Here is a 25,250-nt window from a genome sequence, read left to right as displayed (position 1 = left end):
AGGGGATCTCCATCGACGACGCTGACCCGTCGATCAGGCTTGTGCGCGCAGGTGGCTGCCGAGCACCCGGAGGGTCTCCGCGGTGGCGACCGCGTCGCTGCGGGCGCTGCCGTGCCGGCCGTCGCCGCTGTAGAGCGACGGATCCGCGACGAGCGGGTGGTCGGTCAGGTGCACGTGCAGCGTGCCGAGCCGTTCCGCCAGCCGCCCGGTGTGGACTGAAAGCTGACGCATCCGCTCACGGAGGCCAGCTCGCAGCGGCTCGGGCACGGCCGGGCTGTGCGACACGTCGAACATGCCGACCGTGATGACGTCCGCCCCGGCGCCCTGGAGCGCGGTGACCATCGCGGTCAGGTCGGCGTCCACCGCCGCCGGGTCGTACGCGGGCCGGAACGCGTCGTTGCCGCCGCACACCACCAGCGCCAGGTCCGGCGCGAACTCCAGCGCCGGCGCCAACTGGGTCGCCCGCACCTCGTGCGCCCGCAGCCCGCGCCGCCCGAGGTTCCGGTACGCCAACTCGGGGCGTACGGCGCGCAGTTCGGCGCCGATCCGGTCGGCCCACTGGAGGTCCGGGTAGCCGTCGACCGGCTCGCACATGCCCTCGGCCACGCTGTCGCCCAGCACCACGAACCGCCGCCACGGGTGCCCCCGCAACAGCTCGCCGGCCTCACCCGGGCGCAGGCACCACGGATCCGTCGCTTCGGTCACCGTCGATCCCATGCCCGCACGCTAACCCAGCCGTACCGGATCCGTCGATCATGAGGCCGACGCCCGCGAACCGGGAACAATGGCGGGGTGCAGGTGGCGGTGTGCGGACCGGCGGAGGCGACGCCGGAGGAACGGGCCCGGGCCCGGCGGGTGGGGGAGTTGCTCGCCGAGCGCGGGGTCACCGTGCTCTGCGGCGGGGGCGGTGGGGTGATGGCCGCGGTCGCCGCCGGCGTCTGCGACCGCGCCGGCCTGGTCATCGGGGTACGCCCCGACGACGGCACAGCCCCCGCCCCCGTCGAGCTGTCCGCCTCGCTGGTGACCAACATGGGCCAGGCCCGCAACGCGATCCTGGTGTGGAGCGCGGACGCGGTGATCGCCGTGGGCGGCTCCTGGGGGACGCTCAGCGAGGTCGCGCTGGCGATGCGGCGCGGCGGGATCCCGGTGGTGGTGCTCGGCGGCTGGCGGATCCTCGACGCCCATGGCGATCCCGTCCCCGGGCCGGTCCACACGGCCACGCCCGAGGACGCCGTGCGCCTGGCCCTCGACGGCGCGCCGGAACCGGCCCATCCCGATCCGGCCGCGCCCTGAGCGCCGCGGCCCGCTCGCGCGGGCATTCCGGGGCCGGTCGCGCGGCACCGGTCAGCCGAGCAGGGCCAGCAGGTCCCCGGGCCGGGCCGCGCTGAGGTCGGCCGCCTCCGTCGGGTCGTACTGGTGGCCCCAGGCCGCGGCGACCGCCACGGCGCCGCTGTCCCGGGCGGCCCGCAGGTCCAACGGCGAGTCACCCACGTACGCGGCGCGGCCCGGTGCCACGCTCAGTCGCCGGCAGGCCAGCTCCACGCCGTCGGGCGCCGGCTTGGGGCGGGCCACCTGGTCGCCGCCGAGGACCACCCGGAAACGGCCGAGCAGGCCGACCCGGTCGAGCAGGATCTGCGCCGCCCGGTGGCTCGCGCCGGTGAACAGGCCCACCGGCACCCGGTCGGCGACCTCGGCGAGCACCTCCGCCACCCCGGGGTAGACCGTGACCCGCTCGGCGAGCGCGGCCAGCTCGGCGTGGTAGGTGGCCAGGTCGGCGTCGGTGGCCGGCCGCCCCAGCAGGTGCGTCAGCAGGTCGGCCGGCGAGCCGAGCGAGTAGCCCGCGATGACCTCGGCGTCGGTGCGTTCCGGCCCGCCGCCGGCCAGCACGGCGGCGCGGTAGGCGGCGGGCACCACCTCGTGCGACTCGATGAGCGTGCCGTCCATGTCGAAGACGATGCCGGCCACCGGCCCGGTCATCCGGCCTCCGCCCGGTGGGCCGCGGCCAGCCGCTTCGGGGCGCGCGCGTGCCACGCCTCGGTGACCAGCTCGGTCAGCTCCTCGACGCCGATCCGGTCGAGCCGGACCAGCACCGCCGGGTAGCCCTCGAAGTGCGGCGTGGTGAAGTAGACCCCGGGATCGTCGGCGAGCAGCGCCTCCTTGGCGCCCAGGTCGGGCACGCGGGCGCCGAGGATCGGGCCGTCGGGCGCGGCGTCGCCCAGCGCGTCGAGGTCGGCGCGGCGCAGTGGCCGCTCCCAGACGAAGAGCTTGTCGCGCACCCGCCAGGCGGGCAGGTCGTCGTGCGAACCCCGCTCGGTGGTCTCCGGCAGGGCGAGCGCGATCCGCCGGACCTCGTCCCAGGTGGCCATGGGCCGACCCTACGCCGACCCACCGACACCGGCGCCCGTCCCGCCGGCCCCGCGGCATCCCGCCTCGCCGGGTCACCGTGCGCGGCCGGAGATCCTGGCAGACTGGCGGAACCGTCCGCCGACCCGATCGGAGTGGGATGCGCAGGATCATCGTGGCGTTGTCGATCTCCCTCGACGGCTACTTCGAGGGGCCGGGCGGCGACCTGAGCTGGCACCGGGTCGACGAGGAGCTGCACCAGCACTTCAACGACGACCTGCGCGGCATGTCCGCCTTCCTCGACGGCCGTCGCAACTACGAGCTGATGGCGTCGTACTGGCCCACCGCCGACCAGGATCCGGCCGCCACGCCGCCGGAGCGCGAGTTCGCCGGCATCTGGCGGGACATGCCGAAGTTCGTCTACTCGCGCACCCTGGCCCGCGCCGACTGGAACTCGACGGTGGTGCGCGAGGTCGTCCCCGAGGAGGTGCGGGCGCTCAAGGAGCAGCCGGGCGGCGACATGGCCCTCGGCGGCGCCGAGCTGGCCGCCGCCTTCGCCCGGCACGGCCTGGTCGACGAGTGGCGGCTCTACGTCATGCCGGTCGTGCTCGGCGCGGGTCGGCCGCTCTTCCCGGCCGGCGCCCGCCTCGACCTCGACCTGATCACCGAGCGGCGGTTCGGCAACGGCGTGGTGCAGCTCAGCTACCGCTGACCGTGCCGGCGCGGGCCCGCACCGGGCTGGTGCGACGGGGACCGGGCGGCGCCGGGTGCAACGGGTCAGGCCGGGGTGGAGGCCACCGGTTCCGCCGCCGGCCGGTCCGCCGGCGGGCGGGCCACCAGCAGCGGCGCCAGCGTGAACACCAGGCAGGTCACCGCCATCACCAGCAGCGCGGGGGTCAGCCCGAGGACCGCCACCGACCAGCCGCCGAGCAGCGCCCCGACGGGCAGGCCGAGGAAGGCCACCGAGCCGGAGATGCCGAGCACCCGGGTCTGCAACGACTCCGGCACCCGCTCGTAGAGGGCCGCGCCGAGCAGCGGGTTCACCGCCGCGATGGCGATGCCGGATACGAAGGTCACGACGAGCACCACCACGAGGTCGTCGCTGAGCGCCAGGGCGAGCAGCCGGGGCGCGCCGCTGAGCGCCAGCCCCAGCGCGAACGTGGACCGCCGGGGCAGCCGGGTGCCGGCCACGGTGAAGAGCAGATTGCCCAGCAGCGCGCCGGCGGAGAACACCCCCAGCAGCAGGCCGAACCCGGCCGGGTCGCCCAGCACCCGGTCCACCCAGAGCGGGATCCACACGGCGACGCTGGCGTTGGCGAACATGTTGGACGCGGAGACGACGACCAGCATGGTCAGCAGGGTGCGGTCGGTGCGCAGGTAGGCGAAGCCGCCGCGCAGCGCCCGCAGGTAGCTCTCCCGGGGCGCCGGCTGGGCGGGCGCGGGCGGCCGGACCAGCAGCCCGATCACCAGCGCGCACGCCGCGAAGGTGGCCGCGTCGATCCAGATCGCCCGGGTCACTCCCACCCAGTCGATGAGCAGCCCGCCGAGCACCGCGCCGAAGAGCGTCATGCCCCGGGCCAGCCCGTCGTAGGCGGAGGTGAGCCGGATGAGCGGCACCCCGGCCCGCTCGGCGGCCGGCTTGAACAGCACGTGCTTGACGCGGTCGCCGATGCCGCGCAGCCCGCCGGCCACGGCGACCAGCACGAGCAGCGTGCCGAACCCGAGCCAGGGCGCCAGCGCCACGACCGCCATGGCGGCCGCGCTGGCCGCGTCCACGGCGACCGAGGTACGGCGTACCCCGAAGCGGTCCGCCCATGGGGTGGCCAGGGCGCTGGAGAGCATGTACGGCAGGGTTTCCGCCGCCGCGACCAGGCCCATCCGGGTCGGGCTGCCGGTGGTCTCCAGCACCAGCCAGGGGATCGCCACCACCGAGATCCGGGTGCCCAGGTTGGACAGCAGGTCGGCGCCGACCAGCGTGTAGAGCTCCCGGCGCAGGGTCACGCCGGGCTGCCGATGGCGGTGCCCAGCGTCTCGGCGTCGGCCGGGTGGGCGGCGGCGTACCGGGCGCGCAGGGCGCGCTTGTCGACCTTCGCGGAGCGGTTGAGCGGCAGCGCGTCGAGGAACTCCACGGCACCGGGCGCCCAGGTGTCGCTCAGCTCCCGGGTGACCAGCGCGATCAGCTCGTCCCCGGTCACCGTGGCCCCCGGCGCGGGCACCACGTACGCGTGCGGCAGCTCCCCGGCGACCGGGTCGGGCACGCCGATCACCGCGGCGGCGCGAACCTCGGGGTGGGCGGCGAGCACGTCCTCGATCGGGCGGGAGTAGATCGGCCAGCTGCGCTGCCGGGTGAGGATCCGGTCCTGGAGCCGGTCCACCAGGTAGAGGTAGCCGTCGGCGTCGAGGTGGCCGATGTCGCGGGTGCGGACCCAGCCGTCGACCAGCGTCTCGGCGGTCAGCTCCGGCTGACCGTGGTAGCCGGCGAAGCTCAGGTTGGTCCGCGCCCACACCTCGCCGTCCACACCGGCCGGCAGCGTCCGGCCGTCGGCGTCGCGGATCTCCACGGTCACGTCCCCGTACGGGCGGCCGCAGGAGCGCAGCCGCTCCGGGTGCTCCGGGTCCTCGGTGAGCCCGGGCTGGGCGCAGATGACCACGGCCTCGCTGAGCCCGTACACGATGCGCAGGCACGGGCCGAAGCGGGCGATCGCCTGGCGCAACCGGGCGGGCGCGGCGGGCCCGGCGCCCACGTTGAACATGAACATGGCGGAGAAGTCGGCGCCGTCGAGGGCCGGGTGGTCGAGCACCTCGTAGAGCATCGGCGGGGTGACGAAGGTGGAGGTGAGCTTCTCGGCGTCCACGGTCCGGATGAACGCGGCCGGGTCCCACTGCTCGCGCAGGAACAGCACCCCGCCGGTGAACAGGTTGAACAGGGTGGTGATCTGGCCGCTGGCCAGCCACATCGGCGAGTGGGACAGGTGCCGCAGGAGCGGGAACCCGGCCGACCGGAAGTCGGCCGCCAGCGCGAGGATCTGCCGGTAGAAGCTCTCCCGGTGATGCACCAGCTTCGGCGTGCCGGTGGTGCCGCTGGTCTGCAGGAACGACTCCGGCGCGGGCGGCGCGGCGGGCAGGTCGGCCGGCTCGCCACCGGTGGCCGTGAGGTCCGGTCCGGCGCCGCCGGGCCCGAGGCAGAGCACCGGTACGCCGGCCAGCCCGCCCGCGATCCGCGCGCCGAGCGGGTCGCGCGGGTCGTGCACGAACGCGTCGGGGCGGGCCAGGGCGACGAACTCGTCGACCTCCCGCCGGGAGGTGACCGGGGCGACCCACATGCTCCGGCAGCCGAGCAGGTGCAGCGCGAGCTGGAGCAGCGGCCCGTCCACGGTCTTGCCGAGCATCACGAGCACCGCGTCCCCCGGGCGTACGCCGTGGCGCAGCAGCGCGCCGGCCAGGCCGCGCACCTCGGCGGCGACCTCGGGGTAGGTGAGCCGGCGGCCCCCGCCGACGAGCGCCTCCCGGTCGCCGAACCCGGCGAGCAGGTCCAGCGCCTCGTGCACGTAGTTCGGCCGGTCGGTCATCGGGCAGCCCCCATCGTGGTCCGGGGACGGTCGGCGGTGGCACCGGAGTGGGGTGCCGCGACGACCGCCGTGGCGGCGTCCGGGCGGGTCGGAGCCGGGACGCGACGGCAGGTGCCAGGGTCGGCGACCGCACCGCCGCCACTGCCGAGCCTAGGCATCCGGCGTCCCCAGAGGACAGCGCCCGAACGGCGTTCGGTGGCACCCCGAAGACATTTGATCATGTCGATCAGGTTGATTGACGCTCATCACCGTCGACGGTTAGTTTCCGGTCCATCGCCCGGCGGCGGCGCCGCTCGCGCCGCGCCCCGGGGCTGCCAACGATGGAGGATCAATGCCGACCCCGAAGAGATGGCACGTCATAGCTTCCGCCGCAACGATGCTGATCGCCGGCACCCCCGCGGTCACCGCGAGCGCCGGCCCCGCCGACACCGACAGCGCCCGGCACGGGCGCGCGGAGTGGGCCGGGACCTGGGCCGCCGCGGTGACCCGCGGGAACACCGTCGGCCTGACCAACACCGGCCTGAACAACCAGAGCATCCGGATGCCGGTGCAGACCACGGTCGGCGGCGACCGCCTCCGGGTCCGGCTCACCAACCTCTACGGCGAGCAGGCCGTCAAGGTCGGCCACGCCACCGTCGCCCGGCCCAACACCGCCACGCCCGACGACCTGTCCGACATCGACCCGGCCAGCGTCCGTGAGCTGACCTTCCAGGGCGCATCCTCGGCCACCATCAACAAGGGCGCCGAGCTGCTCAGCGACCCGCTGTCCTACCGGGTGGCCGAGCAGGAGGACCTGGTGGTCACCCTGTACTTCCCGGTGCTCACCGGGCCGGTCACCTTCCACGGGCAGTCCCGGGTCACCAACTTCATCGGCGCCACCGACCTCACCACCGCGGCCGGCGGCGCCGGCTTCACCATCCGGCCCAACTGCTGCTGGATGTTCCTGTCCGGCGTCGACGTGGAACGCCGGCTCAGTCCCGGCTCGGTGGTCGTCCTCGGCGACTCCATCGGCGACGGCAACGGCAGCACGGTCAACGCCGACCGGCGGTGGCCGGACCTGCTGGCCAAGCGGCTCATCGACGCCCGCCCCGAGGTGCGCACCCCGGGCGTGCTCAACCTGAGCCTCTCCGGCAACCGGCTCAACCACGAGGGCACCGAGCCCGGCGCGGGCGACTTCCCCGGTTACTACGAGCTGGGCCCGAACGCGCTGGCCCGGCTCAACGAGGACGTCTTCCCGCAGACCGGGGTGCGGACCGTCGTCACCCACCTGGGCATCAACGACATCTGGATGAACGGCGACAGCGCGGAGGCCATCATCGCCTCGCTGCGCCAGCTCAACCGGCAGGTCCAGGAGCGCGGGCTGACCAGCCTGGTCTCCACGATCACCCCGTACGAGGGCAACGGCGGCCCGGGGGTGTGGACCGCGGAGAAGGAGGCCACCCGGCAGGCGGTCAACACCTGGCTGCGCGGCGCCGGCCAGGCGGAGTTCGACGGGATGATCGACTTCGACGCCGTGCTGCGCGACCCGACGCACCCGAGCCGGCTGCTGCCGGCGTACGACGCCGGGGACCACATCCACCCGAACGACGCCGGCGCGCAGGCGATGGCCGACGCCGTGCCCTTGCGACTGCTCGGTCTGTGACACCGGTGGGGGCGGCATCACGCCGCCCCCACCGTCTTTCCTGGGGAGGAAACTGTGGACGTCGACGAGATCCTGACCGGCCTGTACGGCGAGCAGGGCCGGCAGAACCCGTACCCCTGGTACGCGGCCCTGCACGAGCACGGGCCGGTCAGCGCGGTCCCGAAGCGGGCCGAGCACAGCACCATCACCGCCGTGGCCGGCGGCTACGACCTGGTCGACCGGGTGCTGCGCGACCCGGGCTGGTACAAGGGCGCCCCGCCCGGCTGGCAGGACCAGGAGATCCTGCGCACCTTCCTCACCTCGATGATGTTCGTCAACCCGCCGGACCACACCCGGATGCGGGCGGTCTTCGCCAAGACGTTCACCCCGCGCCGGCTGGGCGCGCTGGAACCGGTGATCGTCCGGATCGTCACCGACCGGCTGGACCGGATGGCCGAGGCCGGCGCGGACGGCGCCGAGGTGGATTTCGTGGCCGACTTCGCGTACCCGGTCCCGGCGCTCGTGATGGCCGAGTTCATCGGCCTGCCCGAGGCGGACCTGGCCTGGTACCGGCAGCGGGTCGACTGGATCGACGAGTACATGGACGTGGCCGGCAAGACGCCGGAGCGGCTGGCCCGGGCCAACCAGGCCGCCGACGAGCTGCGTGGCTACTACCGGGAGCTGCTCGGCCACCGGCGGAAGCAGCCCGGTGAGGATCTGATCAGCGGGCTGGTCGAGGTGCTGGACGCGGGCGGCGTCGACCTCACCGAGGAGGAGCTGATCAGCAACCTCATCGTGCTGTTCAACGCCAGCTTCGTCACCACCGTCTACATGTTCAGCAACGGCCTGCCGCTGCTGCTGGCCCACCCGGACGTGGTCGCCGCGCTGCCCGGCGACGACGCGCTGGCCCGGGGCTGCGTGGACGAGGTCCTGCGGATGGAGAGCCCGGTGCATTTCCTGGCCCGCGCCGCGCCGCACGACACCGAGGTGGGCGGCGTGCCGGTCGGGCGGGACGAGAACGTGCTGCTGCTGATCGCCGCCGCCAACCGCGACCCGGCCCGCTTCCCGGATCCGGACCGCTTCGACCCGCACCGCGCGGGCCCGCCGTCGCTCGCCTTCGGCGTCGGGCTGCACTTCTGCCTCGGCTCGGCGGTGTCCAGGCTGGAGGGCCGGCTCGCCCTGCCCCGGCTCTTCGCCCGCTTCCCCGGGCTGGCGGTCACCCAGCCCTACTCCTACAGCGGCAGCCTCTTCCTGCGCGGCATCGACAAGCTCTTCGTCACCACGGGGGAGGCCCGATGACCCTCGACCCGCAGGTGGTCGCGTGGCGGGCCGCGCGCGCGGCCGCCGGTGCCGCGCCCCTCTACACCCAGACCCTGGCGGAGGCCCGCGCCGCCGACCTCGCCGCGATCCGCGCCGGCGCCGGCGCGGTCGAGCCGGTGCACGAGGTACGCGACACGCAGGTCCCCGGCCCGGACGGGCCGCTGCCGGTGCGCATCCACCGGCCGGCCGGGGACGGCCCGCTGCCCACCCTGGTGTGGTTCTTCGGCGGCGGCTGGACGCTCGGCAGCGTGGACACGGCCGACGGCATCTGCCGCCGGCTGGTCAACCTCGCCGGCTGCCAGACGGTGACCGTCGGCTACCGGCTGGCCCCCGAGCACCGCTTCCCGGCCGCCGTGGACGACTGCCACGCGGCGCTGCGCCGGCTGGCCGGGCATGCCGACGAGTTCCGGATCGACCCGGACCGGCTGGCGGTGGGCGGGGACAGCGCCGGCGGCAACCTGGCCGCCGCGGTGACCCTGCTGGCCCGCGCCGACGGCGGTCCCCGGCTCGCCGCCCAGGTGCTGGTCTACCCGAACACCGACCAGCGGCCCCGCCGGGCGCCGGCCGGCGACGAGGACCCGCTGCTGTTCAACCGGCACTCGGTCGAGTGGTACCGCGGGCACTACCTGGCCGACCCGGGCGACGCGGCCCACCCGCTCGCCTCGCCGCTGCTCGCCGAGGACCTCGCCGGCCTGCCCCCGGCGCTGGTCGTCACGGCCGAGCACGACCCGCTGCGCGACGAGGGCGAGCGGTACGCCGAACGGCTCGCCGAGGCCGGCGTGCCCACCGAGGCGACCCGGTACGACGGCATGGTTCACGGCTTCTTCGCCATGCCCGGGGTGTTCGACGCGGGCCGGCGCGCCCAGGAACAGGCTGCCGCCTTCCTGCGGGCACGGTTCGGGCTCACCCCGGCCGCCGCGGCAGCCGGCCCGGCGACGGGCGGGCCGGACCATGGCTGACCCCGGGACGACGGCCGTGGGGCCGGCGAGCCTGGCGGACTTCGCCGACCTGGCGCGGGCCGTGCTTCCCGCCGAGGTGTGGGACTTCGTGGCCGGCGGCAGCGGCGCCGAGACCACCCTCGCCGCGAACCGGGCCGCCCTGGACCGGGTGGCCGTGCTGCCCCGGATGCTGGCCGGGGTCGACGTCCCGGCCACCGGGGCGCCGCTGCCCGGCGGCCGGTTCGCCCTGCCGGTGGCGGTCGCGCCCATGGCGTACCAGAAACTGCTGCACCCCGACGGCGAGGTGGGCCTCGCGGCGGCGGCCCGCGCGGCCGACGTGCCCTACGTGGCGAGCACCCTGGCCAGCACGCCCATCGAGGAGGTCGCCGCGGTCGGCGGCACCGTCTGGTTCCAGCTCTACTGGCTGCGCGACCGTGCCATGGTCGCCGACCTGGTGGACCGGGCGCTGACCGCCGGCTGTGCCGGGCTGATGGTCACCGTCGACGTGCCCGTGCTCGGCCGGCGGCTGCGCGACGTGCGCAACGGCTTCGCCCTGCCGCCCCACGTCACGGCGGCGAACCTGCCCGGCGGCCGGGACGACCTGGCCCACCAGGGCACCCCCGGGGTGTCCGCGGTGGCCGTGCACACCGGCGCGGTCTTCGCCCCCGCACTGAGCTGGGCCGACCTGGAGTGGCTGCGGGAGCGTACCCCCGTGCCGTTGCTCGTGAAGGGCATCCTGGACCCGCGCGACGCGGCCCGCGCCGCGGAGGTCGGCGTCGACGCCGTGGTGGTCTCCAACCACGGTGGCCGGCAGCTCGACGGCGCACCGGGCAGCGCGGCCGTGCTGCCCGAGGTGGTCGCCGCCGTGGGGGAGCGCTGCGCCGTGCTGCTCGACAGCGGCGTGCGCGGCGGCACGGACGTGCTGCGCGCCCTCGCCCTCGGCGCGGCCGGCGTGCTGGTCGGCCGGCCGATGCTCTGGGCCCTCGCGGCGGGCGGGCGGGCCGGCGCCGAGGCGGCGCTGGCGCTGCTCGCCGCCGAGCTGCGCGACGCGTTGATCCTCAGCGGCTGCGTCGACCCGGCCGCCGCCCGCCAGCTGCGCACCCTGACCGGAGGCTGACGTGGAGTCGGTGGACCTGGCCGTCTCGGCCCTGCACCCGAGCGTGGACGACCCCGCGTTGAACTCGATGAACTTCCTCAACGAGGTGGCGCAGCACTACCCGGACGCGGTGTCGCTCGCCGCCGGCCGGCCGTACGAGGAGTACTTCGACTCGACGGTGCTGCACGAGCACCTGGATGCCTTCCGCCGGCACCTCGCCGACGACCTGGGCCTGAGCCGCGCGCAGGTCGACCGGACGCTGCTCCAGTACGGCCGGACCAAGGGCGTCGTGCACCACCTCATCGCCCGCAACCTGGCCGTCGACGAGCAGCTCACCGTCGACCCGGAGGCGATCGTGGTGACCGTCGGCTGCCAGGAGGCCATGTTCCTGGTGCTGCGCGCGCTGCGGGCCGGGCCGCGGGACGTGCTCCTCGCGGTCGCCCCCACGTACGTCGGGCTGACCGGCGCGGCCCGCCTGGTCGACCTGCCGGTGCGCCCGGTCACCGGCGGCCCGGACGGCATCGACCTGGCGGACCTGCGCGCCCAGGTGCACCGCGCCCGGGCCGAGGGGTTGCGCCCGCGCGCCTGCTACGTGATGCCCGACTTCGCCAACCCGTCCGGCGTCAGCATGGACCTGGCGCAGCGGCGACGGCTGCTCGACCTGGCCGCCGAGGAGGAACTGCTGCTGATCGAGGACAACCCGTACGGCCTGTTCCCCGCCGCCGGCGCCGAACGGCTGCCCACCCTCAAGGCGCTGGACACCCGCCGCCGGGTGGTCTACCTCGGCTCGTTCGCCAAGACCGTGCTGCCCGGCGCCCGGGTCGGCTACGTCGTCGCCGACCAGCGGGTGGCCGGCTCCGACGGCACGGTCGGCCCGCTCGCCGACCAGCTCGCCAAGATCAAGAGCATGGTCACCGTGAACACCTCGCCGGTCAGCCAGGCGGTGATCGGCGGCGCGCTGCTGGCCCACGACTGCTCGCTCGTGGCCGCCACCGCCCGGGAGCGGGCCGCGTACGCCCGCAACCTGCGGCACCTGGCCGACGGGCTGGCCCGGCGCTTCCCGGCCGGTGGGCCGGTGCGCTGGAACGTCCCGGCCGGCGGCTTCTTCGTGGTGGTCACCGTGCCGTTCGGCGTCGACGACGCGCTGCTGCACCGCTCGGCCCGCGAGTACGGCGTCCTCTGGACCCCCATGGCGCACTTCTACGACGCCGGCGCCCCGGTCAACGCGCTGCGGCTGTCGGTCAGCGCGGTCACCCCCGAACAGATCGACCTGGGCCTGGACCGGCTCACCGCCCTGATCACCGACGAGCTGGCCGCGGTGGGCGCCCCGGCCTGACGCCGCACTGTCGTCGTTCCGCCACCACCCGTGTTCCCGGGCGGAGCGGCCACCGTTGATAATGGACGGATGGTTGCCTGGGAGTACGCGTTGCTGGTCCGCCGCTATCAGGGGCAGGGCCGCAATTTCCACGTCACATTCGTCTGGTACGGCCCGGACGGCTCGCGCAACGACGTGACCCCCTACGGCGACACCGCGATCGCGCACCTCAACCGGGTCGGCCGGGAGGGCTGGGAGCTGGTCTCGGCCGCCGAGGACGTCAACAACGTGCAGGGCAGCACGGAGGTGCACCGCTACCACCTGAAGCGCCCGCTCCGCTGACCGGCTAGCGTGATCCTCCCAGTTCAGGGGAGGAGCAGCGGGTGGGCCGGTACGTCGTCGGGGTGGACCTCGGCACGCTCTCCGGGCGGGCCGTGGTGGTCGACGTGGCCGACGGCGCCGAGCGGGGCAGCGCCGTGCACGCGTACCGGCACGGGGTCATCACCGAGCGGTTGCCCGGCGGGCCGGCGCTGCCGCCCGGCTGGGCCCTGCAGGACCCGGCCGACCACGTCGAGGTGCTGCGCACCGCCGTGCCCGCCGCCGTCCGCGCGGCCGGGATCGACCCGGCCGACGTGGTCGGCATCGGCCTCGACGCCACCTCCTGCACGGTGCTGCCCACCCGCGCCGACGGCACCCCGCTCGCCGAGCTGCCCGAGTTCCGGGACCGGCCGCACGCCTGGCCGAAGCTGTGGAAGCACCACTCGGCGCAGCGGCAGGCCGAGCGGATCAACGCCCTGGCCGCCGCCCGCCGCGAACCCTGGCTGGCCCGCTACGGCGGGCGGGTCTCCGCCGAATGGCAGCTCGCCAAGGCCCTGGAGGTGCTGGAGGAGGACCCGGAGGTCTTCCGCCGCGCCGAGCGCTGGGTCGAGACCGCCGACTGGCTGGTCCGGCGGCTCTGCGGGCGGGAGACGCGCAACGCCTCGGCCGCCGGGTTCAAAGGGCTGCGCCAGGACGGGAGTCCGCCGGCGCCCGACTTCCTCGCCGCGCTGCACCCCGAGCTGCCCGACCTGCTGCCCAAGGTGGACGGCCCGCTGCTGCCCCCGGCGGCCCGCGCCGGCGCGCTGACCGCCGAGGCGGCCGGCTGGACGGGCCTGCCCGCCGGGATCGCGGTGGCCGCCGGAGCGATCGACGCGCACGTCACCGCGGCGGCGGCCCGCGCGGTCGCGCCCGGGCGGATGCTCGCCGTCCTCGGCACCTCCACCTGCCTGATCATGAACGCGGACACCTGCCACGAGGTGCCCGGCGTCTGCGGCGTCGTCGAGGGCGGTGTCACCGCCGGCCGGTGGGGCTACGAGGCCGGCCAGAGCGGGGTCGGCGACATCTTCGCCTGGTACGTGGCACGCGCCCTGCCCGCGCCGTATGCCGAGGAGGCCGCCCGGCGCGGGGTGTCCGTGCACGAGCTGCTGGACTCCCTCGCCGCCGACCAGCCGGTGGGCGCGCACGGGCTGCTCGCGCTCGACTGGCACAGCGGCAACCGGTCGGTGCTCATGGACCACGAGCTGAGCGGGGTGCTCGTCGGGCTCACCCTGGCCACCCGGCCCGAGGACATCTGGCGGGCCCTGCTGGAGGCGACCGCCTTCGGCGCCCGCACCGTGGTCGAGGCGTTCGAGGCCGCCGGCGTACCCGTCGACGAGCTCACCGCCGCCGGCGGGCTCACCGCCAACCGGCTGCTCCTGCGCATCTACGCCGACGTGCTGCGCCGCCCGCTGCACGTGGTGGACGCCGCGCACCCGGCGGCGCTGGGCGCGGCCATCCACGCGGCGGTGGCCGCCGGGGCGTACCCGGACGTGGGCAGCGCGTCGGCGGCCATGGGCGCAGCGCGTCGCGAGACCTGGCACCCGGACCCGGCCCGCGCCGACGCCTACGACGAGCTGTACGCCGAATACCGCGCCCTGCACGACCACTTCGGCCGCGGCGGCACCGACATCCTCCACCGCCTCCACGCCCGCCGCCACCGCGCCCACCCACCGCGTCGATCATGAAGTTATTGCCGGCGGTAAGCGCGTTCCAGGGCAATAACTTCATGATCAACGAGCTGGGGTGGGGCGGGGCGGACCAGGGCCGGGCGGGGCGGGGTTGGGGAAGGCCGACGCCCCGCTCGGCCGGGGGCCGGGCGGGGCGTCGGGGGAGTGGGCGGGCCGTCAGCCGAGGTCGACGGCGGGGTAGAGGGGGAATCCACTCAGCAGGTCGCTGGCCTGCTTGCTGACCGTCTCGGCCAGGGCCGGGTCCAGGACGTACTTGGCCTTGGACGGGGTGCCGTCGGCGTTCGAGCCCGGCTTGGTCTGGCTGAGCACGGTGTGGATCAGCTCGGCGGTGGTGTCCATCTCGGTGCCGCCCAGGCCACGGGTGGTCAGCGCCGGGGTGCCGATCCGGATGCCGGAGGTGTACCAGGCGCCGTTCGGGTCCTGCGGGACGGCGTTGCGGTTCGTCACGATGCCGGAGTCGAGCAGCGCCTGCTCGGCCTGCCGGCCGGTGAGGCCGTAGCCGGAGACGTCGATGAGCACCAGGTGGTTGTCGGTGCCGCCGGTGACCAGCTTCGCGCCGCGGCGCAGCAGCCCCTCGGCGAGCGCCTGGGCGTTGTCGACGATCCGCTGGGCGTAGTCGGCGAAGTCGGGCCAGCGGGCCTCGGCCAGGGCGACGGCCTTGGCGGCCATCACGTGCGGCAGCGGGCCGCCGAGCACCATGGGGCAGCCCCGGTCGACCTGGTCGGCCAGCTCCGGGCCGCAGAGCACCATGCCGCCGCGCGGGCCGCGCAGCGACTTGTGCGTGGTGGTGGTGACGATGTGCGCGTGCGGCACCGGGTCGAAGTCGCCGGTGAAGACCTTGCCGGCGACCAGGCCCGCGAAGTGCGCCATGTCGACCATGAAGGTCGCGCCGACCGAATCGGCGATCTCCCGCATGATCCGGAAGTTGACCTTCCGGGGGTACGCCGAGTAGCCGGCCACCAGGATCAGCGGCTTGAACTCGCGGGCCGCCTCGGCCACCTTGTCGTAGTCGATCAGCCCGGTGACCGGGTCGGTGCCGTAGCTGCGCTGGTCGAACATCTTGCCGGAGATGTTGGGCCGGAAGCCGTGGGTGAGGTGGCCGCCGGCGTCCAGCGACATGCCGAGCATCCGCTGGTTGCCCAGCTCGCGGCGCAGCGCGAACCAGTCCGCCTCGGTGAGGTCGTTGACCTGGCGTACCTGTGCCTTCTTGAGTGCCGGGGACTCGACCCGGTCGGCCAGGATCGCCCAGAAGGCGACCAGGTTGGCGTCGATGCCGGAGTGCGGCTGCACGTACGCGTGGGCCGCCCCGAACAGCTCCTTGGCGTGCTCCGCGGCGAGCGCCTCGACGGTGTCGACGTTCTGGCAGCCGGCGTAGAAGCGGCGGCCGATGGTGCCCTCCGCGTACTTGTCGCTGAACCAGTTGCCCATGGCCAGCAGGGTGGCCGGGGAGGCGTAGTTCTCGCTGGCGATGAGCTTGAGCGACTCGCGCTGGTCGGCGAGTTCGGCCCCGATGGCGTCCGCCACCCGCGGCTCGACGGCGCGGATCACCTCCAGCGCGCTGCGGAAGGCGGTGGACTCGGCGTTCAGCGACATGCGACCTCCAGGTGACGTGCGGAAGGCCCAGGCGCTCGGCGTGCGTCCTCATGACGGGACCGCTTCCCGATGGTTCTCCATCCCCACGCGCCAGTCACGGCCCGCGCCGATCCTACCGGGTGGGCCGGGGCCGGGCGGGCGCACCTCCGCCGCGTGCCGGCGCGGTTGGGCGACCCGGGGCTGGGCAAACCCCTGGGGGAGGGGCCGGGCCAGGCGGTCCGCGTCCGGGGAAGGAAACACGAGGATGAGCACATCGACCACCGACCGTCCGCTCGCCGTGGTGACCGGCGCGTCCAGCGGCATCGGGTACGAGTTGGCGGCCCAGTTCACCGAGCACGGGTACGACGTGGTGGTGGCCGCCGAGGACCCGGGCATCGCGACGGCGGCGCGGAACCTGCACCGCGACGGCGGGCCGGAGGCATACCCCGTGCGGGTGGACCTGGCCACGCCCGACGGGGTGGAGCAGCTGGCGCGGGCCGTGACGGAGCTGGGCCGCCCGGTGGACGCCCTGGCGCTGAACGCCGGCCGGGGCGCCGGCGGGGACTTCGTGGGCGGGACCGACCTGGACGACGAGCTGAAGGACAGCGGCGTCACCGTGACGTCCCTGATGCCCGGCCCGACCGACACCGAGTTCTTCGACCGGGCCGAGATGGAGGACACCCGGGTCGGCCAGGGGAAGAAGGACGACCCGCGCGCGGTGGCCGAGGACGCCTTCGAGGCCTTCATGAAGGGGGAGCACAAGGTGGCGGCCGGCTCGTTCATGAACAAGGTGCAGACCGCCGCCGGCAAGATCGTCCCGGACCGGCTGAAGGCGGAGCAGCACCGGAAGATGGCCGAGCCCGGCTCCGGCGGCTGACCTGCACGAACGAACGGCGGGACCCGGCGAGGCCGGGTCCCGCTTCCACGTCCTGCCGGGTCAGGCGACGACGGCGTCCAGCGACTTCTTCAGCGCCTTCGGGGCGGTCGGCGTCTTCGGCGCCTTCGGGCGCAGGTCGATCATGCGCTGGCCGATCTCCTGGAGCTGGTTACGGCCGAGGGCCTCGCGGACCTTGGGGAACCACTCCTGCTCCTCCTCCTCGACGTGGTGCAGCACGTTCTCGATCAGCACCGTCGTCTTGGCGTTGTAGCGCTCGTCGTCGGCGTCCATGGTGAACAGCTCGAAGCAGAGCACGTCGGCGACGTGGTGCTCCTCGTACGACTCCAGGATGTCGTCCTCGACGTCCGGCACGAGCTTGCGGACCTCGGGGTACATCACCTCGTTCTCGAGGTAGGTGTGCACCGTCAGCGCCTCGAGGATCTGCTTCACGAGCTTCTGCCGCTCGCTCGCCGGGCCCTCCTCGGCGTCCTGGAAGGCCTTGAACAGGCGGCGCATCTCCTTGTGGTCCTCCTTGAGCAGGACGATCGCGTCGGTGGACACCGGGTACCTCCTAGAGTCGGCTGGTGCCGGACCCCCTACCCGCCTCCCGACCAGCACAAACAAGTGGGGCCCGGCGACACGTCGCCGGGCCCCACCGTGTTGGTGCCGTGGTTACTTCACCACGTTGTACGCGTCGACCATGCCGGCGCCGTAGAACCCGTTGCGGGCCCCGCCGGAGCAGGTGGCGTCGTACGCGTCACCCAGCAGCGGCACCGGGTTGTAGACACCGCTCGGGCAGGACTGCGCCACCGACGTGCGCTCCAGGAACGACGACAGCTGGCCCGGGGTCATCCCCGGGTGCGCCGACAACGCCAGCGCCGCGACACCGGTGGCGTGCGGGCCGGACATCGACGTGCCCTGCTTGTACCCCCACCCGTTGGTGCGGGTGGCGGTGTTGAAGGTGGTCGACAGGATGGCGTCGGTGGAGGTCGAGCGCGCACCCTGCGTCCGGTACCGGGTGTCGCCACCCGGCGCCGTCACGTCGATGACACCCTGGCCGTACGAGGAGTAGTAGCTCTTCTCCCCGGTCGGGCCCACCGCACCGACGGTCACCACGCCCGGCGCCTCGGCCGGCAGGTCGAGGCAGGCGTTGGTGAGGTTCTCACGGTTCTCCGGCGTCCCGTTGTTCGGGCTGCCGGTGTCGGTGATCTTGTGGGCCAGGTCGTAGTTGGAGTTGCCCGCGGACGCCACGTTGAGCACGCCCTTGGACTGCGAGTAGCGGATCGCCCGCTGCACGGCCTGCCACACCGGACGCTGGCGCGGGTCGTTCTTGCAGTTCAGCTCCCACGGGTCGATGTAGTAGCTGTTGTTGGTCAGCTGCATCCCGTGGTCGGCGGCCCACATGAACCCGCAGACCGCGGCCTCCGGGAAGATGTAGCCGTCGTCGTTGACCACCTTGACGGCGGCGACCTTGACGCCCGGCGCGATGCCGGTCACGCCGACGCCGTTGACGGCGGCGGCGATGGTGCCGGCCACGTGGGTGCCGTGGTCGCTGGTGGTCGGGTTCCACGCCGCCTCGGTGGTGTTGGTGACACCGCCGATGCAGGACGTGCTCTTGTCCTTGGCGATCTGGGTCGCCAGGTCCGGGTGGCTGCTGGAGATGCCGCTGTCCAGCACGCCGACGACGACGTTCGCGCTGCCGCTGTTCACCGCGTGGGCCTGCGGCACGTGGATCATGTTCATGTCCCACTGCTGGCCGTAGAGCGGTTCCTTGGTCGGGTCGCCGGTGGCGGCGGCGACGTCGGCCGCGGAGACCTCCACGGTCTCGCCCTCGTCGAGGGCGGTGCCCAGGCCGGCGGTGGTCGCAACCGAGTCGACGCCCGCCCCCGCCACCTGCGTGGCGAAGTCCGGGTTGGTCGAGCGGACGACGAGCACGCCGATCTGGTCGTAGGAGGCCACGACGGTGCCCTTGGCGGCCGCCACGCGGGCGGCGGCCTTGCTGGTGTTGGCGCCCTGCGGGGCGAGGACCAGGTACGAGGTGTCCGGTCCGGCGGCGGCCGCCGGTGCCAGCCCGCCGGTGAGGGCGAGGCCGACGCCGAGCGTCGCGGCGGACGCGGCGGCCAGTGTCTTGCGACGGAGGTTCTTCACACAGACTCCCAGGGGGCCGATCTGGTCGGACCCGCTCCCTGGCGGGAAGCGGGCCGGCGGAAAACGAGCAGGCTGCTCGCCTTCGAGGGATCAGCGCCGCCGGCCGGTGTGGTGTTACACACACCTGAACGGTCGAACAACACCCGTCAGACGGTGGCCACCGTGTAGGGGATCTCGTCGAGCAGCTCGCGGGCCAGGAAGCCGATCCGGCCGTACCGGGGGACCAGGCGTTGCCCGCTCACCGCGTGGGCGAACGCGGCCCAGCAGGCGGCCTGCGCCGGCTCGGCGCCCCGGGAGAGCAGCCCGGCGAGCAGCCCGGCCCGGACGTCCCCGCTGCCCGAGGTGCCCAGGCCCGCGTCGCCGCTCTCCTCCCGCCAGGCCCGCCCGCCGGGCGTGGCGATGTGGCCGTAGAGGGAGACCACGGCGTCGTACCGGCGGGCCAGCTCGACCGCCTCGGCGTCCAGGTCGTCGCCGGGCTTCCGGTCGAGCAGGTGCCGCGCCTCCGTGAGGTTGGGCGTGAGCACCACCTTGCGGCCCGACCCGACCAGCAGGTCCGGTTCGTGGCTGAGCGCGCCGAGGGCGTACGCGTCGAGCACCAGCGACGTCTCCGGGCCGGCCGCGTCGAGCACCGCGTGCAGCAGCGCCCGGGTGCTGTCGATGTCCTTGAGGCCGGGACCGACCGTCACCACGTCCGCCTCGGCGACCAGGCCGCCGAGCAGGTCGCCCGGGTCGCCCCGGACCGCGCCGTCGGCGGTCTCCGGCAGGCCGACCACCAGCGCCTCGGGCACCTGGATGCTGAGCGCGGCGGCGGTGGACTCGGCGGCGGCCAGTTGCAGCACCCCGGCGCCGGCGCGCAGCGCGGCCACCCCGGCGAGCAGCACCGCGCCGGGGGTGAACCGGGACCCGCCGACCACCAGCACCGTGCCCCGGGCCTCCTTGCCGCCGGTCGGCACCGGCAGCGCCCAGTCCCGCAGCAGCGCGGGGGTGATCACCTCAGACCGGCTCGGCATGTACCTCGTCCTCCCTGGTCGGTCGCGCCCCCTGCCGGTGCAGGTGGGTGACGTCGTTGAACACGTCCGGGGTCAGCCGGCCGCCGGCGTCGGCCGACCAGCCGGTGACCGCGCAGTTGGCGATGACGTGCTCCCGGGTCAGCGCCATGAGCTCCGCCTCGGTGAGCCCCTCGACGAGGTACCGCAGCAGGAACACCAGCGCGTCGTGGCCGAACAGCAGCACCCGGCCGCCGGCGTGGTCCCGGCGCAGGTCGCCGAGGAGGGTGCGCAGCCGCAGCGCCACGTCGGTCCAGGACTCCCCGCCGGGCGGGCGGTAGTAGAACTTGCCGAGCCGGTCGCGGCGCGCCGCCTCGTCCGGGTACCGCCGCCGGACGCCGTGGCCGGTCAACCCGTCGAGGATGCCCAGCTCGCGGTCGCGCAGCCGCTCGTCCCGGCTCGCCGGCACGCCGGTGCCGGCGAGGGCCAGCTCGGCGGTCTGGATCGCCCGCAGGTACGGCGACACCACCGCCACGTCCGGCCGCCGCGCCTCGGGCAGCCCGGCCAGCCACCGCCCGGTCGCCCGGGCCTGCTCCGCGCCGGTGGGCGACAGCGGCACGTCCGCGTCCCGGTGGGTCAGCTCGATCAGGTCGGCGCCCGACGCCTCGGCCGCCGTGGCCGCGACGTTCGCCGTGCTCTCGCCGTGCCGGACGATCCAGAGCGCTGCCAGTTCCGCCATGCGGCCTCCGGTACCCGGGCGGTCCGGTGGGTAACCGTGTCGGCCGGCGCGGCCGGTGGGGCGTGAACGACGGCCGGGCGGGTAAGCGCGGTCAGCCAGCGCAGGGCGACGAAGCCGACCCAGGGGAGGTGTGCCGTGGCGACAATGGTCAAGGAGCCGATGAGCCCGGTCAAGGACAAGAACTACGACCTGATCCACGTGGTGCAGATGTCACTCCAGCACATCTGGCAGATGGAGACGTACATCGCCGACGCGGAGGACCGGGGCGACACCGAGCTCGCCACCTGGTTCCGCAAGATCCAGGAGAACAACCGCAAGGCCGGCGACCAGGGCAAGAAGATGCTCGCCGAACGGCTCCAGAAGGAGAACGGCTGACCGTACGCGCCGGTGGCCGGGTGGGTGCGCCCGCCCGGCCACCGGCGCGTCCCGGGACCTCCGCGCCGCGCGGGCGGCGCCGGGTGGCATCGACCGGGCAGAATGTTGACCGGCGCACCGGGGTGGGCCCGGTGGCCGGGGAGGCGGCACGTGGCGACGGTCATCAGGGGTCTGCGGGAAGCGCTGGTGCTCTTCCTGATCGCGGTGGTGACGATCGGGATCGCGGTGGGCATCTGGGTGGGGGTCGGCGGCGGCGACTTCGTCCACCGGCTGGGCGTGGCGTTCATGCTGGTCGGCGCGGTGATCGGGATGACCGGTGACCTGACGCTGAGCCGGATCGGCATGCTGCCGGCCCGGTCCACCTTCGGCCTGGCTCCGGAGCGGGAGGACGGCGGCGGGGGCCGGGTGCTCACCGGCGTCGGCATCTTCCTGTTCGTCTCGGTGCCGCTGATCTTCGTCGGGGTCCTGCTGATCACGTGATGAGATCCCCGCGCCGGGACCGTCCGCGTCGTACGGTGTGAGGCGTGGCGACCACGGCGGCCGAGGAGATCCGGGTGGGTGAGCGGCTGGTCCGTGTCTCCAGCCCGGACAAGCCCTACTTCCCGGAACGCGGCCTGACCAAGCTGGACGTGGTCCGCTACTTCCTCGCCGTCGGTGACGGCATCCTGCGCGCGCTGCGCGACCGACCGACCATGCTGGAGCGCTGGCCGCGCGGCGTGTTCGAGGGGGCGACGATCGCCACCCGGCAGACCAACAAGGGCGACGCGTTCTACCAGAAGCGGCTGCCGGCGGGCGCGCCCGAGTGGGTGCGCACCGCGCACATCACCTTCCCCAGCGGCCGGACCGCCGACGAGGTGGCGCCGAGCGAGCTGGCCGTGGTGATCTGGGCGGCCAACCTGGGCACCCTGCGGTTCCACCCGTGGCCGGTCTCGGCGGGTGACGTGGAGCGCCCCGACCAGCTCCGCATCGACCTGGACCCGATGCCCGGGGTGGACTTCGCCCAGGTGGTCCCGGTCGCCCACGAGGTGCGCGCGTTCCTCGACGAGCTGGGCCTGGTCGGCTACCCGAAGACCACCGGCGGCCGGGGCATCCACGTCTACCTGTCGATCGAGCCGCGGTGGAGCTTCGGCGACTGCCGCCGGGCGGTGCTGGCGCTGGGCCGGGAGATGCAGCGCCGGCTGCCCGACCTGGTCACCACCACCTGGTGGCGGGAGCAGCGGGACCGGCCGGTCTTCGTCGACTACAACCAGATGGCCCGCGACCACACGGTGACCTCGGCGTACTCGATCCGGCCCACCCCGCGGGCGCTGGTGTCGGCGCCGCTTTCCTGGGCGGAGCTGGACGACGCCCGGCCGGAGGACTTCGACGTCGTGAGCATGCCGGCCCGGTTCGCCGAGCGGGGTGACCCGCACGCCGGCCTGGACGAGCGCCGGTTCTCCCTGGAGCCGCTGCTGGAGCTGGCCGACCGGGAGGGCCTGGAGGCCCCGCCCGAGCGTTAGGCGGTCACTCCCAGGGGCTCAGGGTCCCGTCGAACTCCTCGAAGACCAGCCAGGTCCGGGTCGACAGCACCCCGGCGATGCTCTGCACCCGGTCCAGCACCACGTCCCGCAGGGTGGCGTTGTCCGGCGCCCGGACCAGCGCCAGCACGTCGTGCTCGCCGCTGAGCAGCGCCGCGTGCTCGATGTAGCGCACCCGGGCCAGCTCGGCGGACACCTCGCGCCAGGTGTTCTGCTCGATGGTGAGCGCAATGTAGGCCGAGGTGCCCAGCCCGGCGGGCTCCGGCGCCACCTGGGCCCGGAACCCGGTGATCACCCCGTCGCGGAGCAGCCGCTCCACCCGGGCGTACGCGTTGGTGCGCGAGACATGCACGCGTTCGGCCAGCGTGCGGATGGACAGCCGGGCGTCCTCGGTCAGTTCGCGCAGGATCCGCCGGTCGACCTCGTCGAGCGGCCCGGCCGAACGTCCCGTTCCGCCCGTCGTGCCCGGTGCGGTTCCGGTCTCCTGGCTCATGAAGCCCGCCTCCCCGTGCCATTCGTCCCGCGTTCACGCCGGATGTTGAGTCAATCATCCGACAGCGGAAGCATAGGGCCACCACACGTCCAGGAGGTCCCCGCCGTGACGACCACACCCGAGGCGGTCCGCAGGGCATCCCCGCGCACCCGCCGGCCGGCCACCCCGGCCGCCGCAGACCCGTCGGCCGGCCTGCTGCCGCGCACCGAGCCGGTCCGACTGCTCAACCCCGACGGCACCCCGCTGCCCGCCCGGGACGACTACCCGGAGCCGCCCGTCGAGGCGCTGCGCGAGATGTACCGCCGGATGGTCGTCGGCCGTCGCTTCGACGTCCAGGCCACCGCGCTGACCAAGCAGGGCCGGCTGGCCGTCTACCCGTCCTCGCGGGGCCAGGAGGCCTGCCAGGTCGGCGGGGTGCTGGCGCTGCGCGACACCGACTGGGTGTTCCCCACCTACCGGGAGTCGATGGCGCTGACCGCGCGCGGCATCGACCCCGTCGAGGTGCTCACCCTGCTCCGCGGCGACTGGCACTGCGGGTACGACCCGACGGCCGTGCACACCGCGCCGCAGTGCACCCCGCTCGCCACCCAGTGCGTGCACGCCGCCGGGCTGGCCTACGGCGAGTCCTACCAGGGGCGCGACACCGTGGCGCTGGCCTTCATCGGCGACGGCGCCACCAGCGAGGGCGACTTCCACGAGGGCGTCAACTTCGCCGCCGTTTTCAAGGCCCCGGTCGTCTACTTCGTGCAGAACAACAAGTACGCGATCAGCGTGCCGCTGTCCCGGCAGACCGCCGCGCCGAGCCTGGCCTACAAGGGCGTCGGCTACGGCGTGCCCAGCGAGCAGGTCGACGGCAACGACCCGGTGGCCGTGCTCGCCGTGCTCAACCGGGCCGTCGCCCACGCCCGCGCCGGCAAGGGGCCGTACCTCGTCGAGGCGCACACCTACCGGATGGAGCCGCACACCAACGCCGACGACCAGACCCGCTACCGGGACGCCGAGGAGGTCGAGGCGTGGCGCGACCGCGACCCGGTCGCCCGGCTGGAGGCGTACCTGCGGAACCGCGGCGCACTGGACGACGCCGCCGTCGCCGCGATCGCCGAGGAGGCCGAGGCGTACGCCGCCGCGCTGCGCGACCGGATGAACGCCCAGCCCGAGGTGGACCCGCTCAGCCTCTTCGACCACGTCTACGCGGAGCCGACCCCGCAACTGGTCGAGCAGCGCGAGCAGGTCCGGGCCGAGCTGGCCGCCGCCCGCGCCGAGGAAGGGGACGCCTGATGGCCACCATGACCATGGCGAAGGCGCTCAACGCCGCGCTGGCCGACGCGATGCTGGACGACGAGCGGGTGGTCGTCTTCGGCGAGGACGTCGGGCAGCTCGGCGGCGTCTTCCGGATCACCGACGGGCTCCAGGCCCGGTTCGGCGACAAGCGCTGCTTCGACACCCCCCTGGCGGAGGCCGGCATCGTCGGGTTCGCCGTCGGCCTGGCCATGTCCGGGCTGCGCCCGGTGGTCGAGATGCAGTTCGACGCGTTCGCGTACCCCGCGTTCGAGCAGATCGCCTCGCACGTGGCGAAGCTGCGCAACCGGACCCGGGGCGCGCTCAGCGTGCCGATCGTCATCCGGGTCCCGTACGCCGGCGGCATCGGCGGCGTGGAGCACCACTGCGACTCGTCCGAGGCGTACTACGCGCACACCCCGGGCCTGAAGGTGGTCACGCCGGCGACCGTCGAGGACGCGTACTCGCTGCTGCGCGAGGCGATCGACGACCCGGACCCGGTCGTGTTCATGGAGCCGAAGAAGCTCTACTTCTCCAGCGCCGAGGCGGAGCTGCCGGCCCGGAAGGAGCCGTTCGGCCGGGCCGTCGTACGCCGCGCCGGCACCGACGCCACGCTGATCGCGTACGGGCCGGCGGTGCCGGTCGCGCTGGAGGCCGCCGAGGCCGCCCGCGAGGAGGGCTGGGACCTGGAGGTGGTCGACGTGCGCACCATCGTGCCGTTCGACGACGCCACGGTCACCGCCTCGGTGCGGAAGACCGGCCGCTGCGTGGTGATCCAGGAGGCGCAGGGCTTCGCCGGCGTCGGCGCCGAGATCGCCGCCCGGGTGCAGGAGCGCTGCTTCCACGCCCTGCACGCCCCGGTGCTGCGGGTCTCCGGTCTCGACATCCCCTACCCGGCGCCGATGCTGGAGCACACCCACCTGCCCTCGGTCGACCGGGTGCTGGACACCGTGGCCCGGCTCCAGTGGGACGACCAGCCGGACGAGCGGTGGGTGGCGGCATGAGCGAACGCACCGAG

General features: G+C 74.3%; 26 protein-coding genes and 1 riboswitch. Of the genes, 15 read left to right on the top strand and 11 right to left on the bottom strand.

Annotated elements, in window-relative coordinates; all coding sequences use genetic code 11:
- Positions 1-33 precede the first annotated feature (33 nt).
- The gene (locus ACQP12_RS20025; protein WP_433280954.1) at positions 34-717 is read right to left on the bottom strand and encodes an SGNH/GDSL hydrolase family protein; all 684 of its coding nucleotides are present in this window, start codon (positions 715-717) and stop codon (positions 34-36) included.
- A gap of 75 nt (positions 718-792) precedes the next feature.
- Between ACQP12_RS20025 and ACQP12_RS20020 the strand changes: the two genes are divergently transcribed.
- Entirely contained in the window at positions 793-1,293 is a 501-nt protein-coding gene (locus ACQP12_RS20020) for a dethiobiotin synthetase (protein ID WP_433280952.1), read from the top strand.
- 51 nt (positions 1,294-1,344) lie between these two features.
- Here ACQP12_RS20020 and ACQP12_RS20015 read toward each other — a convergent pair whose 3' ends face one another.
- Entirely contained in the window at positions 1,345-1,977 is a 633-nt protein-coding gene (locus ACQP12_RS20015; protein ID WP_433280950.1) for an HAD family hydrolase, read from the bottom strand.
- Entirely contained in the window at positions 1,974-2,366 is a 393-nt protein-coding gene (locus ACQP12_RS20010) for an MmcQ/YjbR family DNA-binding protein (protein ID WP_433280948.1), read from the bottom strand. The genes ACQP12_RS20015 and ACQP12_RS20010 overlap by 4 nt, the downstream gene beginning before the upstream one ends.
- A gap of 137 nt (positions 2,367-2,503) precedes the next feature.
- Between ACQP12_RS20010 and ACQP12_RS20005 the strand changes: the two genes are divergently transcribed.
- Positions 2,504-3,055, top strand: coding sequence for a dihydrofolate reductase family protein (locus ACQP12_RS20005; protein ID WP_433280947.1), 552 nt, complete (start codon positions 2,504-2,506; stop codon positions 3,053-3,055).
- A 65-nt stretch (positions 3,056-3,120) separates the two neighbouring features.
- Here the strand turns inward: ACQP12_RS20005 and ACQP12_RS20000 are convergent, their stop codons facing one another.
- Positions 3,121-4,344 carry an MFS transporter gene (locus tag ACQP12_RS20000; protein WP_433280945.1) on the bottom strand — a complete coding sequence of 408 codons (1,224 nt, stop codon included), beginning with the start codon at positions 4,342-4,344 and terminating at the stop codon, positions 3,121-3,123.
- Positions 4,341-5,912 (bottom strand): class I adenylate-forming enzyme family protein, encoded by a 1,572-nt coding sequence (locus tag ACQP12_RS19995; protein ID WP_433280943.1) that lies wholly within the window; start codon positions 5,910-5,912, stop codon positions 4,341-4,343. The genes ACQP12_RS20000 and ACQP12_RS19995 overlap by 4 nt, the downstream gene beginning before the upstream one ends.
- A gap of 331 nt (positions 5,913-6,243) precedes the next feature.
- Between ACQP12_RS19995 and ACQP12_RS19990 the strand changes: the two genes are divergently transcribed.
- From ACQP12_RS19990 to araB, 7 genes are all read left to right on the top strand, one after another.
- Positions 6,244-7,554: an SGNH/GDSL hydrolase family protein gene (locus tag ACQP12_RS19990; RefSeq protein WP_433280941.1), complete on the top strand. Its 1,311-nt coding sequence runs from the start codon at positions 6,244-6,246 to the stop codon at positions 7,552-7,554.
- A gap of 54 nt (positions 7,555-7,608) precedes the next feature.
- A complete protein-coding gene (locus tag ACQP12_RS19985; protein WP_433280939.1) occupies positions 7,609-8,832 on the top strand; it encodes a cytochrome P450 in 1,224 nt (407 codons plus the stop codon).
- A complete protein-coding gene (locus tag ACQP12_RS19980) occupies positions 8,829-9,812 on the top strand; it encodes an alpha/beta hydrolase (protein WP_433280937.1) in 984 nt (327 codons plus the stop codon). The genes ACQP12_RS19985 and ACQP12_RS19980 overlap by 4 nt, the downstream gene beginning before the upstream one ends.
- Positions 9,805-10,908, top strand: coding sequence for an alpha-hydroxy acid oxidase (locus ACQP12_RS19975; RefSeq protein WP_433280934.1), 1,104 nt, complete (start codon positions 9,805-9,807; stop codon positions 10,906-10,908). The genes ACQP12_RS19980 and ACQP12_RS19975 overlap by 8 nt, the downstream gene beginning before the upstream one ends.
- A 1-nt stretch (position 10,909) precedes the next feature.
- Entirely contained in the window at positions 10,910-12,223 is a 1,314-nt protein-coding gene (locus ACQP12_RS19970) for a PLP-dependent aminotransferase family protein (RefSeq protein WP_433280932.1), read from the top strand.
- Positions 12,224-12,292: 69 nt separating this feature from the next.
- Positions 12,293-12,544, top strand: coding sequence for a hypothetical protein (locus ACQP12_RS19965; RefSeq protein WP_355342847.1), 252 nt, complete (start codon positions 12,293-12,295; stop codon positions 12,542-12,544).
- 41 nt (positions 12,545-12,585) lie between these two features.
- A complete protein-coding gene (gene araB, locus ACQP12_RS19960) occupies positions 12,586-14,244 on the top strand; it encodes a ribulokinase (RefSeq protein ID WP_433280930.1) in 1,659 nt (552 codons plus the stop codon).
- 159 nt (positions 14,245-14,403) lie between these two features.
- Here the strand turns inward: araB and ACQP12_RS19955 are convergent, their stop codons facing one another.
- Positions 14,404-15,840, bottom strand: coding sequence for a glycine hydroxymethyltransferase (locus ACQP12_RS19955; RefSeq protein ID WP_433280927.1), 1,437 nt, complete (start codon positions 15,838-15,840; stop codon positions 14,404-14,406).
- 18 nt (positions 15,841-15,858) lie between these two features.
- A riboswitch (ZMP/ZTP riboswitch) is annotated at positions 15,859-15,948 on the bottom strand.
- A 136-nt stretch (positions 15,949-16,084) separates the two neighbouring features.
- Here ACQP12_RS19955 and ACQP12_RS19950 point away from each other — a divergent pair.
- The gene (locus tag ACQP12_RS19950) at positions 16,085-16,696 is read left to right on the top strand and encodes an SDR family NAD(P)-dependent oxidoreductase (protein ID WP_433280925.1); all 612 of its coding nucleotides are present in this window, start codon (positions 16,085-16,087) and stop codon (positions 16,694-16,696) included.
- A gap of 60 nt (positions 16,697-16,756) precedes the next feature.
- Here the strand turns inward: ACQP12_RS19950 and ACQP12_RS19945 are convergent, their stop codons facing one another.
- The 4 genes from ACQP12_RS19945 to ACQP12_RS19930 form a co-directional block, all read right to left on the bottom strand.
- Complete coding sequence (locus tag ACQP12_RS19945) at positions 16,757-17,257, bottom strand: hemerythrin domain-containing protein (protein WP_357943082.1); 501 nt, start codon at positions 17,255-17,257, stop codon at positions 16,757-16,759.
- A gap of 111 nt (positions 17,258-17,368) precedes the next feature.
- Positions 17,369-18,844, bottom strand: coding sequence for a S8 family peptidase (locus ACQP12_RS19940; protein ID WP_433280923.1), 1,476 nt, complete (start codon positions 18,842-18,844; stop codon positions 17,369-17,371).
- Positions 18,845-18,990: 146 nt separating this feature from the next.
- Positions 18,991-19,854: an NAD(P)H-hydrate dehydratase gene (locus tag ACQP12_RS19935; RefSeq protein WP_433280921.1), complete on the bottom strand. Its 864-nt coding sequence runs from the start codon at positions 19,852-19,854 to the stop codon at positions 18,991-18,993.
- On the bottom strand, positions 19,838-20,569 hold the full coding sequence (locus ACQP12_RS19930) for a histidine phosphatase family protein (protein WP_433280919.1): 732 nt from the start codon (positions 20,567-20,569) through the stop codon (positions 19,838-19,840). The genes ACQP12_RS19935 and ACQP12_RS19930 overlap by 17 nt, the downstream gene beginning before the upstream one ends.
- 144 nt (positions 20,570-20,713) lie before the next feature.
- On the opposite strand from ACQP12_RS19930, the gene ACQP12_RS19925 reads away from it, so the two are divergent.
- The 3 genes from ACQP12_RS19925 (at position 20,714) to ACQP12_RS19915 (ending at position 22,443) form a co-directional block, all read left to right on the top strand.
- Positions 20,714-20,944, top strand: coding sequence for a hypothetical protein (locus ACQP12_RS19925; protein WP_433289346.1), 231 nt, complete (start codon positions 20,714-20,716; stop codon positions 20,942-20,944).
- Between the two features lie 150 nt (positions 20,945-21,094).
- A complete protein-coding gene (locus tag ACQP12_RS19920; protein WP_357943074.1) occupies positions 21,095-21,424 on the top strand; it encodes a hypothetical protein in 330 nt (109 codons plus the stop codon).
- Between the two features lie 44 nt (positions 21,425-21,468).
- Positions 21,469-22,443: a DNA polymerase domain-containing protein gene (locus ACQP12_RS19915; RefSeq protein ID WP_357943072.1), complete on the top strand. Its 975-nt coding sequence runs from the start codon at positions 21,469-21,471 to the stop codon at positions 22,441-22,443.
- A 4-nt stretch (positions 22,444-22,447) separates the two neighbouring features.
- Here the strand turns inward: ACQP12_RS19915 and ACQP12_RS19910 are convergent, their stop codons facing one another.
- Positions 22,448-22,954 carry an Lrp/AsnC family transcriptional regulator gene (locus ACQP12_RS19910; protein WP_357943070.1) on the bottom strand — a complete coding sequence of 169 codons (507 nt, stop codon included), beginning with the start codon at positions 22,952-22,954 and terminating at the stop codon, positions 22,448-22,450.
- 72 nt (positions 22,955-23,026) lie between these two features.
- On the opposite strand from ACQP12_RS19910, the gene pdhA reads away from it, so the two are divergent.
- On the top strand, positions 23,027-24,232 hold the full coding sequence (gene pdhA / locus ACQP12_RS19905) for a pyruvate dehydrogenase (acetyl-transferring) E1 component subunit alpha (protein ID WP_433289344.1): 1,206 nt from the start codon (positions 23,027-23,029) through the stop codon (positions 24,230-24,232).
- Positions 24,232-25,236, top strand: a complete 1,005-nt coding sequence (locus ACQP12_RS19900; RefSeq protein ID WP_433280916.1) for an alpha-ketoacid dehydrogenase subunit beta — start codon at positions 24,232-24,234, stop codon at positions 25,234-25,236. The genes pdhA and ACQP12_RS19900 overlap by 1 nt, the downstream gene beginning before the upstream one ends.
- The last annotated feature ends 14 nt before the right edge of the window (positions 25,237-25,250 follow it).

This window comes from Micromonospora sp. CA-244673 (genome assembly GCF_050948395.1).
Taxonomy (GTDB): Bacteria; Actinomycetota; Actinomycetes; order Mycobacteriales; family Micromonosporaceae; genus Micromonospora.
This window is presented reverse-complemented; position numbering and strand designations above follow the sequence as displayed.

What these genes read in the sequence shown, in the direction of transcription:
- ACQP12_RS19990 (WP_433280941.1), top strand. Translation starts at nt 6,244, where the DNA reads ATGCCGACCCCGAAGAGATGGCACGTCATAGCTTCCGCCGCAACGATG.
- ACQP12_RS20005 (WP_433280947.1), top strand. Translation starts at nt 2,504, where the DNA reads ATGCGCAGGATCATCGTGGCGTTGTCGATCTCCCTCGACGGCTACTTC.
- ACQP12_RS19925 (WP_433289346.1), top strand. Translation starts at nt 20,714, where the DNA reads ATGGTCAAGGAGCCGATGAGCCCGGTCAAGGACAAGAACTACGACCTG.
- ACQP12_RS20010 (WP_433280948.1), bottom strand. Translation starts at nt 2,366, where the DNA reads ATGGCCACCTGGGACGAGGTCCGGCGGATCGCGCTCGCCCTGCCGGAG.
- ACQP12_RS19995 (WP_433280943.1), bottom strand. Translation starts at nt 5,912, where the DNA reads ATGACCGACCGGCCGAACTACGTGCACGAGGCGCTGGACCTGCTCGCC.
- ACQP12_RS20015 (WP_433280950.1), bottom strand. Translation starts at nt 1,977, where the DNA reads ATGACCGGGCCGGTGGCCGGCATCGTCTTCGACATGGACGGCACGCTC.
- ACQP12_RS19935 (WP_433280921.1), bottom strand. Translation starts at nt 19,854, where the DNA reads ATGCCGAGCCGGTCTGAGGTGATCACCCCCGCGCTGCTGCGGGACTGG.
- ACQP12_RS19975 (WP_433280934.1), top strand. Translation starts at nt 9,805, where the DNA reads ATGGCTGACCCCGGGACGACGGCCGTGGGGCCGGCGAGCCTGGCGGAC.
- ACQP12_RS19930 (WP_433280919.1), bottom strand. Translation starts at nt 20,569, where the DNA reads ATGGCGGAACTGGCAGCGCTCTGGATCGTCCGGCACGGCGAGAGCACG.
- ACQP12_RS19980 (WP_433280937.1), top strand. Translation starts at nt 8,829, where the DNA reads ATGACCCTCGACCCGCAGGTGGTCGCGTGGCGGGCCGCGCGCGCGGCC.
- ACQP12_RS20025 (WP_433280954.1), bottom strand. Translation starts at nt 717, where the DNA reads ATGGGATCGACGGTGACCGAAGCGACGGATCCGTGGTGCCTGCGCCCG.
- ACQP12_RS19955 (WP_433280927.1), bottom strand. Translation starts at nt 15,840, where the DNA reads ATGTCGCTGAACGCCGAGTCCACCGCCTTCCGCAGCGCGCTGGAGGTG.
- ACQP12_RS19900 (WP_433280916.1), top strand. Translation starts at nt 24,232, where the DNA reads ATGGCCACCATGACCATGGCGAAGGCGCTCAACGCCGCGCTGGCCGAC.
- ACQP12_RS19950 (WP_433280925.1), top strand. Translation starts at nt 16,085, where the DNA reads ATGAGCACATCGACCACCGACCGTCCGCTCGCCGTGGTGACCGGCGCG.
- ACQP12_RS19910 (WP_357943070.1), bottom strand. Translation starts at nt 22,954, where the DNA reads ATGAGCCAGGAGACCGGAACCGCACCGGGCACGACGGGCGGAACGGGA.
- ACQP12_RS19965 (WP_355342847.1), top strand. Translation starts at nt 12,293, where the DNA reads ATGGTTGCCTGGGAGTACGCGTTGCTGGTCCGCCGCTATCAGGGGCAG.